Source organism: Aliiglaciecola sp. CAU 1673 (genome assembly GCF_029223185.1).
Taxonomy (GTDB): domain Bacteria; phylum Pseudomonadota; class Gammaproteobacteria; order Enterobacterales; family Alteromonadaceae; genus Bowmanella.
The window spans coordinates 134,200-149,227 of the sequence record NZ_JARHUG010000008.1 but is presented as its reverse complement, the minus strand read 5'-3'; the positions used below and the strand labels follow the sequence as shown (position 1 = coordinate 149,227).

Annotated in this window: 8 protein-coding genes; 4 read left to right on the top strand and 4 right to left on the bottom strand. The window is 51.7% G+C overall.

The window, feature by feature from the left end; all coding sequences use genetic code 11:
- The first annotated feature begins 14 nt into the window (after positions 1–14).
- A complete protein-coding gene (locus tag P2G88_RS09775) occupies positions 15–2,885 on the top strand; it encodes a TonB-dependent receptor (protein WP_275795684.1) in 2,871 nt (956 codons plus the stop codon).
- A gap of 65 nt (positions 2,886–2,950) precedes the next feature.
- On the opposite strand, the gene P2G88_RS09770 is transcribed toward P2G88_RS09775, so the two are convergent.
- Together P2G88_RS09770 and P2G88_RS09765 are read right to left on the bottom strand one after the other, a co-directional pair.
- Positions 2,951–4,918 (bottom strand): tetratricopeptide repeat-containing sulfotransferase family protein, encoded by a 1,968-nt coding sequence (locus P2G88_RS09770; protein WP_275795683.1) that lies wholly within the window; start codon positions 4,916–4,918, stop codon positions 2,951–2,953.
- On the bottom strand, positions 4,902–6,407 hold the full coding sequence (locus P2G88_RS09765; RefSeq protein ID WP_275795682.1) for a tryptophan halogenase family protein: 1,506 nt from the start codon (positions 6,405–6,407) through the stop codon (positions 4,902–4,904). The genes P2G88_RS09770 and P2G88_RS09765 overlap by 17 nt, the downstream gene beginning before the upstream one ends.
- Positions 6,408–6,597: 190 nt before the next feature.
- Between P2G88_RS09765 and hrpB the strand changes: the two genes are divergently transcribed.
- The 3 genes from hrpB to P2G88_RS09750 all read left to right on the top strand — a co-directional run bounded on the left by hrpB (position 6,598) and on the right by P2G88_RS09750 (position 12,502).
- A complete protein-coding gene (gene hrpB, locus P2G88_RS09760; protein WP_345798881.1) occupies positions 6,598–9,042 on the top strand; it encodes an ATP-dependent helicase HrpB in 2,445 nt (814 codons plus the stop codon).
- A 164-nt stretch (positions 9,043–9,206) separates the two neighbouring features.
- Positions 9,207–11,519 (top strand): penicillin-binding protein 1B, encoded by a 2,313-nt coding sequence (mrcB, locus tag P2G88_RS09755; RefSeq protein WP_275795680.1) that lies wholly within the window; start codon positions 9,207–9,209, stop codon positions 11,517–11,519.
- Positions 11,520–11,587: 68 nt separating this feature from the next.
- Complete coding sequence (locus tag P2G88_RS09750) at positions 11,588–12,502, top strand: sensor domain-containing diguanylate cyclase (RefSeq protein WP_275795679.1); 915 nt, start codon at positions 11,588–11,590, stop codon at positions 12,500–12,502.
- A gap of 65 nt (positions 12,503–12,567) precedes the next feature.
- On the opposite strand, the gene hemL is transcribed toward P2G88_RS09750, so the two are convergent.
- Together hemL and P2G88_RS09740 are read right to left on the bottom strand one after the other, a co-directional pair.
- A complete protein-coding gene (gene hemL / locus P2G88_RS09745; protein WP_275795678.1) occupies positions 12,568–13,848 on the bottom strand; it encodes a glutamate-1-semialdehyde 2,1-aminomutase in 1,281 nt (426 codons plus the stop codon).
- Between the two features lie 12 nt (positions 13,849–13,860).
- A complete protein-coding gene (locus P2G88_RS09740; RefSeq protein WP_275795677.1) occupies positions 13,861–14,877 on the bottom strand; it encodes an aspartate carbamoyltransferase in 1,017 nt (338 codons plus the stop codon).
- Positions 14,878–15,028: the final 151 nt, after the last annotated feature.

The following is a 15,028-nucleotide window of genomic DNA, read 5'->3' as shown; positions in this document are numbered from 1 at the left end:
ATGGAGCCGTTTAAATGGATAGTAAAATCCTTAAGAAGAATCCCTTGTCCTACACCATTAGCTGCCTGCTCGCAGCTTCATCTTTTAATGTCCTTGCCCAGGAACCCGATGCGGATAAAGCCGTTGAGAAAATAGAGATAACAGGAACCCGTATCTTGCGTGAAGGCGCGATTGCGCCCTCGCCGGTAACCGTGATAAGTGGCGAAGACCTGCTTAAGACCGGTGCCATCAGTATCGGTGAAGCATTAAATGATTTGCCTTCTCTGGCCAATACCTTCTCGCTGGCTAACGCCGGTAACACTATAGGTACCGCAGGGCTTAACCTGCTGGATCTGCGTGGTATGGGTACTGCCAGAACCCTGGTGCTGGTGGACGGTAAGCGCCATGTTTCAGCCAATCCCGGCACCGCCTCGGTAGATGTGAATACCATTCCCACTGCTTGGGTAGAGCGGGTAGAGATCATTACCGGTGGTGCCTCGGCGGTATACGGTGCCGACGCCGTAACCGGCGTGGTCAACTTTGTACTGAAAAAAGACATCACCGGCCTGGATGTCAGCGTGACCAAGAGCTATGCCGAGGAAGGTCCGTATGACAATGACAAGGTCACCATCTCTTTTGGTACCGATTTTGATGAGGGCAGAGGCAACATAGGTTTTGCAATCAGCCATGATCGCCAGGACGGTATGAATGCCAAGGACCGCAAACAAACCAGCTTCCCGGTAGCGGAAGTCAGTAACCCTGCAAACGGCGATAGCCGTAATCCGGACGGCACTGTTAACCATGACGGTATCCCGGATAGAATATTTGTTCCCGGCGCTGCCTGGTATGATGATTCCGTAGGGGGGAACTTCTACGCCTATGACTACAACACCAACGAATACAACTGGTACATCTTTAATCCGGATGGTTCGGTGCGTCCCCAGCGCCTGGGAACCACCTATAACTGGGGTCGCTGCTCCGGTGAGTGCGATATCCTCGATCTGACCAGATATAGTGAGCTACAGCCCACTTTCTCTACCCTGAATGTGTCTACCAAGGCCAACTATGACATCACCCCGGATATGAATATCTATGGTGAAGCAAAGTTTGTAAGGACTAAAGCGGATTCCATCGGCCAGCCGTCTTTCTTTGAATACGGCAGCGGCATCACAATCAATCGTGACAACCCCTATGTGGATGAAAGTCTTGGCGGCGTAATGGATTACCTGGGTTTATCCAGTATCAACCTGCACCGCTTTAATGAAGATATCGGCCGTCGCTTTGAGGAAAATACCCGCGAAACCACCCGTTTCGTCGGCGGTATTAAGGGCAGCTTCGGAGATGACTGGAGCTACGATGTCTATGGCCTGTATGGCAAGTCAGAACGTGAGCAGGTAAACCTGGATAATGTGATCACCGACCGTATGCGCCAGTCCGCCGACGCTATCCGCCTGGCAGACGGTAGTATTGGTTGTCGTGATGAGGCGGCCAGGGCCGCTGGCTGTGTGCCCTCTACCTTCTTCGGTGAAGGCAATGTGAACCCCTTGGCTGCGGATTGGTTTACCACCGACTCCTTCTCCCAAAGCAAGATTCAGCAGACCGTCTTTAATGCTTCAGTCTCTAACAGCGGAATATTTGAATTACCTGCTGGCTATGTAGGTGTTGCCGCCGGTTACGAGTTCCGTAAGGAAAAGAGTGACGACTGGCCGGATCCTTTTGCTGCCACTGGCGCTACCTTCCTGACCGCAATTCAGGAAGAGCATGGTGAATTCGATGTTAATGAAGTCTTTGCCGAAGCATCGGTGCCGCTTCTGACCGATTTGCCGTTGGTGCAGGATTTGGTGTTGGATTTGGCCGCCCGTTATGCCGATTACAGCACTATCGGTGGTGCATTAAGCTGGAAAGTGGGTTTCGATTGGACGGTGAATGATGAATTGCGGGTGCGTAGTACTGTATCCGAGGCTATTCGTGCGCCCAATATCAGTGAACTGTTCGCTGCCAAAGGGCAGAATTTTGACCACGTAGATGACCCCTGTGACGTCAACTTCAATCAAAGTGCTACCCGCTTAGCCAACTGCGCTGCTCAGGGAATCCCGTCTGACGCTGTGATTAACCCTGTGTCATCCACAGAGCTATTGACCGGTGGTAACCCGGATCTTAAGGAAGAAGAGTCCACCAGTTACACCCTGGGTTTGGTCTATCAGCCATCCTTTGTTGAGAACCTGGTCTTTACCATTGACTATTGGGATATCACTATCGATGATGCCATCGATTTGGTGGATGCACAGGATATTCTGGATAAGTGTTACGACTCCATAGGAGGCGTTAACAACCAGTTCTGTGCACTGATTACCCGAGGCCCTGACTACAAACTGACATTGGTAGAAAGCACCCAGCAAAACGTGGCCAAGCAGGAAGCAAAGGGTATCGATTTCGAAGTGGGCTATGATTTTGACGCACTGGGTGGAGATTTCACCACCCAGTTGATCGGTACTTATCTGAAGTCCCGTAAGGAATTTCCTTTCCAGATCGAGCCAGAGCAATTTATTGAAAATGCCGGGACTACAGATTCCGCGAAATGGCAGGCCAATATGCTGATCGGCTACACTAATGGCCCCTGGTCTGCCAACTGGCGCACCCGCTATCTGGACAAAGTAAATCGTTTCACCCCACAGGATCTGGAGACCAACCCCGATAGAAGCGATATCATGGGCTATGGCTCCTACTTCCAGACCGATGTAAGGGCCGGTTATCAGTTTGAAAACAATCTGACCCTGGAAGTGGGTGTGGATAACGTGTTTGACCGCGATTTGCCGCACTACACTAATGGTACAGGAGACTTTACCGCCGGTTACGATAACATCGGCCGCTTATACTATATGGCCCTGACCTATAGCTTTAAGTAAGCACTAAGCCAAATGAAAAAGCCCCATAACAATGGGGCTTTTTATTGTCCACCAGGTACAAAACCCTAGAATCTTGCCAGCAATTCCTCCCCCAACGCCTTAGCCATGGGGGCGAGATCCTGCTCGTAATGACGCCACTGATAGAGTCCTTTGTCGTTGATGGGTTGGCGTACCTGTTCGCTGCTGGCAGTTCTGACATAGCGGTTATTCTTATGGGGTGTTAAACAGCCTTGTTCTAAGGGTAGATGGCAGTGGGCTAACAACTTGCCGATTTCCGCCGCGGGATTTTCCACCAGTTTTTCATAGCCAAGTTCATAGATTTTGCCCGGCATCAGGCTATGCCAGTGATCCATCAATTCCACATAGTCCCGGTAGTAACCGGCAATATGCTCCAGGTTGTAGGCGTACTCATGGCCCTTAGCAAAGTACTGCTTGTAAATACCGAATCCGCAGGCCATGGGATGACGTCGTACATCGATAATAATGGCATTGGGCAGGATCAACTGGATCAGGGCGCAGTGCTGGAAATTAGGCGGTAATTTATCGATAAAGAAAGGTTTACCGCTACGGTAGACCTTACTCAGTTCCAGATACAGATCGCCAAAACCGGCAAATTCTTCCGGCGTAATTGCGGACAGATCACCGCTGTTGTTACGGTTTTTAATGCAGGTTAATTGATACAGACGCCTGGCGATGGTGGGCAGGGTTTTAAGTTCCATGGTGGCTTCCACCTGGCTATGTGAAGCCAGGATCTGCTCTACTAAAGTTGAACCTGCCCTGGGCATCCCCACGACAAAGATAGGGGTACAGTCTCTTGTCTTTGTGGTGGATTGCCGGCTCATTATCTCGGGACTGAAAGCCTGTTTCACCGCCTGCAACTTGGTTTTATGCTTAGCGGGGTCAAAGGCAATTTCCGTTTTATTCAGATTTCCGGTGCGATAGGCTTTGAAAGATCCCTTGAAATCTTTCTTCTGCTCCAATATCCGTCCCAATGCAAACGCCAGCTGGCAAGCCTGCTCCTGGGGAATATCCGGGTCGGTTATGCCCGCCGTGATAGCCTGAACCTGTTGCTTACTGAATTGGTAACTGCTGACCGCCGCCAGGCCCCAGTAAGCCGCGCCCTTGTATTCCCTGGCCTGCAAAGCCTTTTCATAATGTTCGATGGCCTTGGCTGTCTCTCCCAGGGTCTTGTAGTTGTGACCCAGTTGCAGGTGGGCAAAATCGCTATATTCATGGGTTGTTAATAGTTGCAGATATTGCTCTTCAGCCTCTGCAAACAAACCGGCGTTGACCAAAATGCCGGCCAGCATCACTCTGTGGTTCAGATTGTCTGGCTCATATTCTAACAATCGCCTGGCGGCAACAGCCGCTTCTTCATAGTCGGCCAACTGGGTATTGAGTTGGGCAAGCAGACTCCACAGGCTGAGATTGTAAGGTGAGTGTTGCAGTGCCTGTTGAACGTATTGGGCGGCCTGATCGAACTGGCCCTGATGTGATAGCAGCATAGCAATCAGATGCTTGGCTCTGCTGTGCTGTGGGGCTTGTTGTAGCACCGCTTGAGCATGTTTTTGGGCATCCTGGTGATTACCTTGCTGAAACAGGTTGTAGGCCTGTTCAATTTGCGGCTTACAAGGGTCGCACTCTTCCGCCTGGTTAAAAGCCTTATAGGCTTTGTCCATTTTTCCCACATTGGCGTAACAAATGCCAAGGAAGTGCCAGGCTTTGGACAGGGTTGGCTGTATAGTCGTGGCCTGGACAAAGTAGTTGATGGCCTCGGAGAAGCGACCCGCCTGGTAATGCAACCCGGCAATATCATTGAGTAGTTGCGCATTGTCCGGCTCAAGCGACAGCAGTTTTTCCAGAGCCCTTAGGGCCTGGTCATATTGTCTTTGCTGTAACAGGCAGTCGGCGTAAAGCCGCAAGGATTTCTGATCCGGTTGTCCTTGGTGCATCAGGGGAGAAAGCAAGTTCAGTGCCCCTTCCAGGTCTGAAGCTTGAAGTCGGGCGAGGGCTTGTTCAAATACTGTTTTCATGGTGCTGCTTATCATAAAGGGCGCTGAGGAAATGGGCATGATCGAAAAAACTGTCTGTGGCAGCGGCGATGCTGCTTGCACAGGGAGTCCGTGTCTTGGGATCAGCGCCGATGGTTTGGAGTTCGTTAAAGTAGGACTTGCCCGCCAGCAGGCAATACCAGGAGGTCTTAAGATAGGCAAGGCGCTGCTGATGCTTTGCCAATGTGTCATCAAAATTGCCGGAACGTTTCCAGGCTGACAATATGTCTTGCAATGTTTCTGACATTGCCGGGTTGTCTCTGCAGGCCCGCCAGAACGGCGTATCCTCGCGGCTGTTAATCTTGTAGTGCGCTTGCAGGTAATCCCGGGTGCCGTCGATCATATTGTTGATCCCGGCGTTGAATCTCTCCCTCTGGCTATCCTGTTCGTATTGTTCGATAAAGCCCAGTATGGTGCGCTGGATAATAAACAACATGGGCGCTTCCAGGGGTTCAAGAAAGCCCTGGGAAAGACCCACCGCCAAACAATTGTGCTTCCAATGTTGTGCTATTCGGCCCGGGATCCATTGCAGATGCAGGGCGGGGGCATCTAATGCACTCTCGCCTAGCATTTCTCGCAGCTCGTTCTCGGCTTGCTCTGCATCGGTAAAGCGCGAGCTGTAGACATAGCCGTTGCCGAATCTGTTACGCAAGGGGATGCGCCAGGCCCAGCCATGGCGAAGTCCCATGGACAGTGTTTCACAGGGGATCTGTCCGGGATCTATCGCAGACTGGATGGCCACCGCCCTGTCACAAAACAGCTGGTCACTGTAGGCAACCAGGTCTTCTCCCAAGGTTTTTTGAATCAGCAACGCCTCAAACCCGGAGCAATCCACAAAAAAATCTGCCCTGATGGGGCCGTGCGACTCGGTATCCAATAAGGCGATATTGCCCTGCTTATCCAGCTGTACGCTTTGAACTATGTCATCAATATGAGTTACGCCATGCTGTGTGGCATGCTGTTTAAGAAACCTGGCCAGTAACACCGCATCAAAATGGTAGCCGTAGGTAAAGTCGTCAAATCCCGGCGTAGGGGTCTTGGGTGCCTTTTTCCGGTTTGCCAGTGATGTGGCGTAAAAATACGGATCGGGCGACACTTCAATGGCATGTCCCGCCCTTCTGTTGTTGCATTGGGCAAAGAATTCCTGGGCCTGCTTGCCATCCAGGTCGGAGTAAAAAGGATGAAAATAACTGCCCGTGCCACTGGTCCAGCCGGGGAAGCGAATGCCACATTTGAAGGTGGCATTACAGGCGGGCATCCATTGTTGTTCTTCGATGCCCAATATCTGGAAAAACTCTTTCAGGAACGGAGTGCTACCTTCACCGACCCCCAGGGTGCCGATTCTGGCTGATTCGATCAGGGTGATTCTGACATCATATCTGGACCAATAGTGAGCGAACAAATTGGCGCTCATCCAACCGGCGGTACCACCACCGACAATCACAAGGTGTTTGGGCAACCTCTTTTGCATTGGGTTGTTTCCAATTTTACAGCAAGGAGCCGACCTTAACGGGCTTTGCGCCCTGAGTCCAGTGGCATGGGATGAGTGGTCAATTCTGCTGGGTGGAGACCTTTATCCTGGCAAAAGTATCTGCTTGAATCCTGATGTCGGGGTAAACTGCGGTGTTAAATATTTAGTCAATATGACTTTCGGAGTTTCTTTGCTTCCCGTTGCCCAAATCAGTCAGCAACTAGTTGGCTCACTTTCAGAGCATAATGTCATCCTATCTGCCCCCCCTGGCGCCGGTAAGTCGACCTATTTACCGCTGGTGCTGTTAAACGCTGCCTGGCTTAAAGATAAGAAAATTGTGATGTTGCAGCCCCGGCGTGTCGCGGTGCGTGCCATTGCTGGTTATCTTGCCCAGCAACTGGGCGAGCCGGTTGGGCAGACTGTAGGCTATCGTATTCGGGGGGAGAGTAAGGTCAGTGCTGCCACACGATTGGAAATTGTCACCGAAGGCCTGTTAACGCGCATTCTGCAGCAGGATCCAGAGCTGTCCGGCATAGGACTGGTCATATTTGATGAATTTCATGAGCGCAGTTTGCATGCCGACTTTGCCCTGGCTCTTTGTCTGGAGGTACAAGGCGCACTGCGTGAAGACCTGCGTTTGCTGGTGATGTCGGCGACTCTGGATGAACTGGGGCTGGCGCAGTTGCTGCCCACCGCCCGGCATCTGGAAACTCATGGCCGCAGCTATCCGGTTGAGATGCGTTACCAGGCCATCTCCCCGCAAGTCGATCTTGTCAAAGCAATGGTGGGCGTCATCCATAATGCCCTGAAAGAAGAGCAGGGCAGCCTGCTAGCTTTTTTGCCTGGCGCCGGGGAAATACGTCGCCTGGCCGAGATATTACAGCCGAAACTTGCCGCCAACATTCATCTTTACTGCCTGTATGGTGAACTCGGTAAAGAGGCGCAAATGGCTGCCGTTGCGCCGCTAAAAGAAGGGGAACGCAAGGTGGTGCTTGCTACCAATATTGCCGAAACCAGTTTGACCATCGAAGGGATCAGTCTGGTGGTGGACTCCGGCATGGAGAAAGTGGCGAATTACGACTTGAACAGGGACATTACCCAATTGCTGACCCAACGGATTTCCAAAGCTTCGGCCACCCAACGCGCAGGGCGTGCCGGCCGTTTGGGCCCAGGGATATGCTATCGACTGTGGAGTGAAGAGAGCCATCATCGTCTGGCAGCGCAAGCTCAACCACAAATCCTAACCGCAGACATCGCGCCCTTAGTCCTGGAAGCTGCAGCCTGGGGCGCGCCGATGGAACAACTGGCGTTGTTGGATAAACCCACTGAAGCTCAGCTGACACAAGCAAAGGGCTTGTTATATGCCCTGGAAGCTCTGGACACTGACGATAAGATCACTGCTATTGGCACCAAGATGTGCAGCTTAGGCTGCCATCCCCGTTTGGCTCATATGCTGTTAAAAGCCAAAGAAATGAGCGAAGAGGTCGCGAGTCTGGGGTGCCTGCTGGCAGCCCTGATGGAGGGCAAAAATCCGCTTCGGCAAGGGGGCGCCGATATCCAGCTGCGTATATCCTTTTTGCAAAACAGGCCTCAGGATCCCCTTTGGCAAGTGGCAGCAATATGGGCCAAGCGCCTGCAGGTAGCTTTGTGCAAGCGCGTTGATACCAGTCCGTTGGCCTTATTGCTCGCTATGGCCTATCCCGATCGTATTGCCAAGTCCCGTGGTAGTGGCCGCTATTTGTTGGCCAATGGTGCAGGTGCCGCGCTGGATAGTCAGGACCCGTTGCAAAGCCAAGATTATTTGGTGGTAGCCGATCTGATTAAAACCAGCGCCAGCGATGCCAGGATCTCACTGGCCATCGGCGTGGATCCTGACAGCCTGAAACCGCGCATGCCCCACTTGTTTAGTGAGGAGATGACCTCAAGCTGGGATGAAAGTGCGCAGCGCATGCAGGTGCGCAGGCTGCATCGTTTGGGTTGCATAGTACTTCGCAGCGAAGTGCTGCCTGCTGTTCAGGGAGAGACCCTGATTTCCATGTGGCGCTCGCTCATTGAAACTAAAGGGTTGGATTGGTTGCCCTTCGGTGACAAGGTGCAACAACTGCTTCAGCGTATGCGTCTGGCCGCTCAGCTATTTCCCCAAGAGCCCTGGCCAGCTATGAGCGAAGCGGCGCTGCTACAGGGTATGGAAGAGTGGTTACTACCCTATCTGGAAAACGCCAGAAGCTATGCAGATTTGCAAAAAATCGATTTCTACTCCTTGCTTAGAAATCGCCTCGATTGGCCATTGCAGCAGCGACTGGATGCAGAGTTACCGACGAAGTTAACGGTGCCTAGTGGTCAAAGCCACACTTTGGAATATCAACCCGATGGCACCGTGCAGCTGTCTGTGCGTATGCAGGAAATGTACGGTCTGGCTCACACTCCCCATCTCGCGGGTGGACGCATAAAAGTGCTGATAGAGCTACTTTCTCCGGCACACCGGCCTTTGCAGAAAACCGCCGATCTGGCCGGCTTTTGGGCTGGTAGTTATAAAGAGGTGCAAAAGGAAATGAAAGGGCGGTATCCCAAACACTTTTGGCCAGATAATCCGGCACAAGCGCAAGCTACCACCAGAACCAAAAAAGCCATGTGATGTCGTATCAGTTCGAGTTATCGCCCTAAGCATCAAAAAACGCTGAAAGAATCACTACTTGAGGGATAAAGCTGCAAATATCGATTTGTGCTCTGCAATTTCCTATCGAATCTGGCAAAATATCGCCCGTTTTTGCCATTCCCCTCCCTGGTTAATCAAAGTTCATGAGTAACAGACAATCCAAAGCGGCGCGCAGCCTCAATCCACTTCGTTGGTTTTTTAATCACTGGGGAAAGTTATTTCTGGTCAGCGCCTTGGTATTGGCCGGGTATTGTTTGTATCTGGATGCCAAGATCTTAAAGCATTTTGGCGGCACTAAGTGGGAAGTGCCTGCACAGATATTTGCCCGCCCCATGGTGCTGCGCCAGGGTCAGGAGATTCTGGTCGATGAGGTGATAGAAGAGTTGGAGTGGCTGGGCTATCGCCGGGTTCCCAAGGCTTCGGGGAGCGGTCAGTACAGTATTAATGGCGGTAAGTTAACTTTCTATCGTCGCGCCTTTGAATTGGTTGATGGCCCCAAGCCGTTGCTGCCGGTGCAATTGACTTTTGAAGATGGCAAGCTGGCAAAAATTTATTCCATCGATGAGAAGAATTACATATTCGCTCTGTATTTAGAGCCGTGGCTGGTAACCCGCTTCACCCATGCCAACGAAGAAGATCGCATGCTGGTGGAATTGAAAGAGGTCCCTGAAGCGCTGACCCGCATGCTGCTGCTGATCGAGGATAAGGACTTTTATCAGCACCATGGCATCGCCCCCCTTTCTATCGCCAGGGCACTGTTGGCCAATATCAGTGCCGGACGCACCGTTCAAGGCGGTAGCACCCTGACCCAGCAATTGGTCAAAAACTTCTTTTTAACGCGTGAAAAATCGCTGACGCGTAAGATCAATGAAGCCTTAATGTCGCTGCTGATCGAATTGCGTTACAGCAAGGATGAGATCCTTGAAGCCTATTTAAATGAAGTGTTCTTAGGGCAAAAAGGTGCGAATCCTATTCACGGCTTTGGCCTCGCCAGTTTCTATTATTTTGACCGCCCACTGAAAGAGCTGACGGTGCCGGAAATGGCGATGCTGGTGGGGATGATCAAAGGGCCTTCTTACTACAACCCCAGGCGCAATCCTGAACGGGTGATTGAGCGTCGTAATCTGGTCCTGAAACAACTCTTTGATGAACAGTTGGTCGAGCCTGCCACCTATACGCGTTGGATCAAGTCCCCCTTGGCGTTGTCTGATCAGGCTGGATTGGCCAGGGGCGCGCACCCTGCTTTCATGGAGCAGGTAAAACGTGAGTTGCGGGAATTGCTACCCGACACGGCCATGCAGCAGGCCGGTATTCGCATCTATACCACCTTGGATCCCGTGGCCCAGCGTAAGGCTGAGCAATCTATGATCAATAGCCTCGATGAGCTGGAAACACAGCGCAAAATCAATGGATTGGAGGGCGCTGTGGTGGTGACGGATATCGCCACTGGTGAGATCCGGGCCATGGTCGGCTCCAGACAGACCGAATTTCATGGTTTTAACCGTGCTTTGGATGCAAGACGCGCCATTGGCTCGGTGATTAAGCCGGCTATTTACCTGGCCGCATTAGAGCGGTCGGGGCAGTATCATTTGGCCACGCCGTTGCAGGATGCGCCCATTAGCTTAAAAAGCAGCAACGGCAAAGTCTGGTCACCTAAGAACTATGACAAAGAATACCGTGGTCAGGTCAGCCTGATGGATGCCTTGGTTAATAGCCTGAATATTCCCACCGTGACCTTGGGGATGGATTTAGGCCTTACCCATGTAACACAGATGCTTAACCGATTAGGCGTTGAACAGGAGATTGAACCCTATCCGGCATTGACTCTTGGTGCCGTATCGTTGACGCCTTTTGAAGTCAGCCAGATGTATCAGACATTGGCTAATGAGGGGCGTTATGAGTCATTGCACAGCATTGTGGCTATTAGCACCTCAAGCGGTAAGTTGCTGCGACGTTACCGGCCGGAGTCCAGTTTCCGAGTCGATGCCAAAGCGGTTTATCTGCTTAACTACGCTTTGCACAAGGTGACTCGCGAAGGCACCGCCAAAACCCTGAAAAAAGCGTTCCCCGATCTGTACCTGGCTGGCAAAACCGGTACCACCGATGATTATCGTGACAGTTGGTATGTGGGCTTTGACCGCCACAATCTGGTTACTGTGTGGATGGGTAAAGACAACAATGAGTCCACCGGATTAACCGGGGCGTCCGGAGCCATGAGTCTGTATCGTGACTTTTTATCCAGACAGCATCCCAAATCTTTGGTGCGACCTTTCCCGGAAGGCTTGGGTATTGCTCATTTTGACAGCTTTAGTGGTTTGCATAAAGCTGCCGGTTGTCCTCATGTAGTTAGCGTACCGGCCATTCTGGAAAGTTTGCCGCCAGCCCAGCTTTGCGAAGAACCGCCTAAGCAGGAAGAGGAGCAAAGTTTTTGGCAGCGACTTTTTGGTTTTAACTAAAGACAGTCAGAGGTTTTGGGATATAGTGATATTTGGCGGTAATGCCGTTTAAAACGGACAGGACTCTGGTGGATAAGAACGATAATTTATTGATGGAGATGCTGGCGGCGTTGCCGGACCCGGTATTTCTGCTTAGCGAGAGTGGTAAATATGTGATGCTGGTGGGAGGGCACGACGCCCGGTACTATCACGACGGCTCACATTTGGTGGATTTTACACTGCAAGATGTTTTACCAAAGGCGAAGGCCGATTGGTTTTTAGAACAGATCCGCCTGACCCTTGAAGAGAACGCACTGCGCACGGTCGAATACGCACTTTCCTCAAAAGATTTGAAAGGGTCAGAGAACGTATTAGGTCCCGATGAGGAGCTCTGGTTTGAAGGGCGAATTCAACCGGTTTCTACCTTGGTTGATGGCGAAAGAGCCGTTGTTTGGGTGGCGCGCAACATCACCGAACGCTACAAGATGCAAAAAGAGTTGATGCGACTCAGTGAATTAGATGAACTCACCGGTGTATACAACAGGCGGAAACTGATGGAGCAACTGGCGTTTCGCTTCGTAGAATATCAGCGTTATCAACATCCTGCCTCGTTGGTTATCTTAGATCTGGATCGTTTTAAACACATTAATGATAAGTACGGGCATGTATCCGGAGATAAGACCCTGAAAACCGTAACTAATGTGTGCGCAGCCCAGTTGCGCGAGCAGGATTTATTGTGTCGCTATGGGGGGGAGGAATTTGCCATCTTATTGCCAAACACAGATCAGGCAATGGCCGCCAAGCTGGCCGAACGTCTCAGGTCTTGCATCAGTGAACATGATTTTTCTTCCATACTGGGAGAAAAAAAGTCGGTCACACTAAGTGCCGGTGTGAGCGCCTTCAAGTCAATGGACGACGACATCGAACAGTTGATCCAGCGGGCCGACGATGCCCTCTATCAGGCCAAAGCTAACGGCCGCAACCGTGTTGTTACTAACTGCTGAGAACGTCCCGCCAGTTAAGCTTTAAGTGGCAAAAGTCAGGGGCAGGCACATCTGCCCCTTTGTCATTAGATTCGCGACAATACCCGTTCGGCGGCTTCCAATGTCTTCGCGATGATCTTGTCATCATGACACGCCGACACAAAGCCCGCTTCATAAGAGGCTGGGGCCAGGTATACGCCTTCACTTAGCATGGCATGGTAGAAGCGATTAAATCGCTCGGTGTCGCAGCTGATGGCCTGGCGGTAATTGGTGACTTTTTCTTCTTCGGTAAAGAACAGGCCAAACATACTGCCGGCATAGTTGACCGAAAACGGGATGCCATGGCGAGTAGCAATTTCTTTTACGCCAAGGGCAAGCTGCTCAGTTGTTTTACTAAGCTGCTGATACAGTCCGGGTTGCTGTATGGCGGTTAAGGAGGCCAGGCCTGCCGCCATAGCGACCGGGTTGCCTGAAAGGGTACCGGCCTGATAGACAGGGCCTGTGGGGGCAATATGGGCCATGATCTCGGCATTTCCGCCAAAGGCGCCCACCGGCATGCCGCCACCAATTACTTTACCCAAACAGGTCAGGTCTGGTTTGATACCATAGTGGGCTTGCGCGCCCCCTAAGGCCACACGAAAACCGGTCATAACCTCATCAAAAATCAAGACAGTGCCGTATTGGTCACAAACTTCCCGAAGGCCTTCCAGGAATCCAGGCACCGGCGGAATGCAGTTCATATTGCCGGCTACCGGTTCAACAATAATACAGGCGACTTGCTCACCCACTTCGGCAAAGGCCTGACGCACGGCGTCCAGGTTATTGTATTCCAGCGTCAGGGTATGTTTGGCAAAGTCGGCAGGAATGCCGGGAGAGCTGGGCACGCCCAAGGTCAGGGCGCCGGAGCCTGCTTTTACCAATAAGGCATCGGCATGACCATGGTAGCAGCCTTCGAATTTGACGATTTTATCCCGCCCGGTATAACCCCGGGCCAAACGGATGGCGCTCATAGTGGCCTCTGTACCGGAGTTAACCATCCTCACCATGTCCATAGAAGGCACCAGTGTGCTCACCAACTCGGCCATTTTGACTTCGGCTTCGGTGGGAGCGCCGAAGCTTAAGCCTTTTTCGACTGCCTCTAGCACAGCTTGGCGGATGGCCGGGTGATTATGGCCCAGTACCATCGGCCCCCATGACTGCACATAGTCGATGTAGCGTTTGCCGTCGACATCAAACAAATAAGGGCCATCGGCCCGCTCAATAAATAAAGGCGTGCCGCCCACTGCTTTGAAGGCTCTTACCGGAGAATTAACGCCACCGGGAATGTGCTGCTGGGCGCGTTCGAATAGGGTTATAGATTTCTGCATCTTGTACTCGTTCTAAATATTCTGTTTATTGCTGTACCACTGCACTTCGCAATCATACTTCTCGACAATATCTTCTACGCCCAGTGTTAGGGCAAACAGGGCCATGCGGATCAACACGCCATTATCGACCTGGCGGAATATAGCAAGATTGGGATTGAGGTTGAGGTCATTATCCAGTTCATTGGCATCGGCCCGCGAGTCCCTTGGCAGAGGATGCATGATCACCGTTTTGGACTGGAAATGGCGGGTATAAATATCCTGGTTCAGCCTGAATTTCCCGCGATATTTGTTGGCCTCTGCCTGAGAAGGGAAACGCTCTTCCTGAATACGGGTCTGGTAACAGATATCGGCATCTACCAGTCCCTCAATCTGTTCGGTAATGGTGTAGCGGTGGCCTGCTTTGTCGATGGCATCGATAATGCTGTCGGGCATGGCCAACTCTTTCGGTGATATTAAAGTAAAACGTATGTTCTTGTACAAACTCAGCAGTTTTGAAAGAGAATGAACAGTCCTGCCATGCTTAAGATCCCCTACCATGGCAATATGCATTCCTTCAATGTTATCGCCGTGGAACTGCAGTTCTTTGCTGATAGTGTAGAGATCCAGCAGGGCCTGAGTCGGGTGTTCGTTGGCGCCGTCACCGCCGTTAATCACTGGCACCCGACTGCCTTGGGCAAACTCTGCCACTGAGCCGGCATCGGGGTGGCGCATAGCCACAATGTCTGAATAGCTGGAGAGTACTCTGGCCGTGTCATACAAGGACTCCCCTTTAGACAGGGCTGACGTGGCCATACCTGCGGTTTCTCTTACCTCACCACCGAGTAAATTAAAGGCGGTTCCAAAACTGACCCGGGTCCGGGTGCTGGCTTCGAAGAACAGATTGCCTAAAATAGCGCCGTCCAACACGCGGGTGCGCTTTTTGCGGTGTGCATAGGGTGCCATACGGTCAGCCACCTGAAAGATCTGCCGGATGGCGTCTCGATCAAACTGGTTAACGGAGAGAATATGCTGGCCTCGGAATTGATTCATGACGGGGATGCCTGATTGTGGAGTGGCCTAATTTTAACAACTCGGGTTTGGCAAGACTATCTCGTTTTTAGGGCGCCCTGTTATTTGTCCTGGCCGAAACATAAGTATTTTTTTACATGCCTTTGCATGGATTGCTATGCCCGGCCGCTCT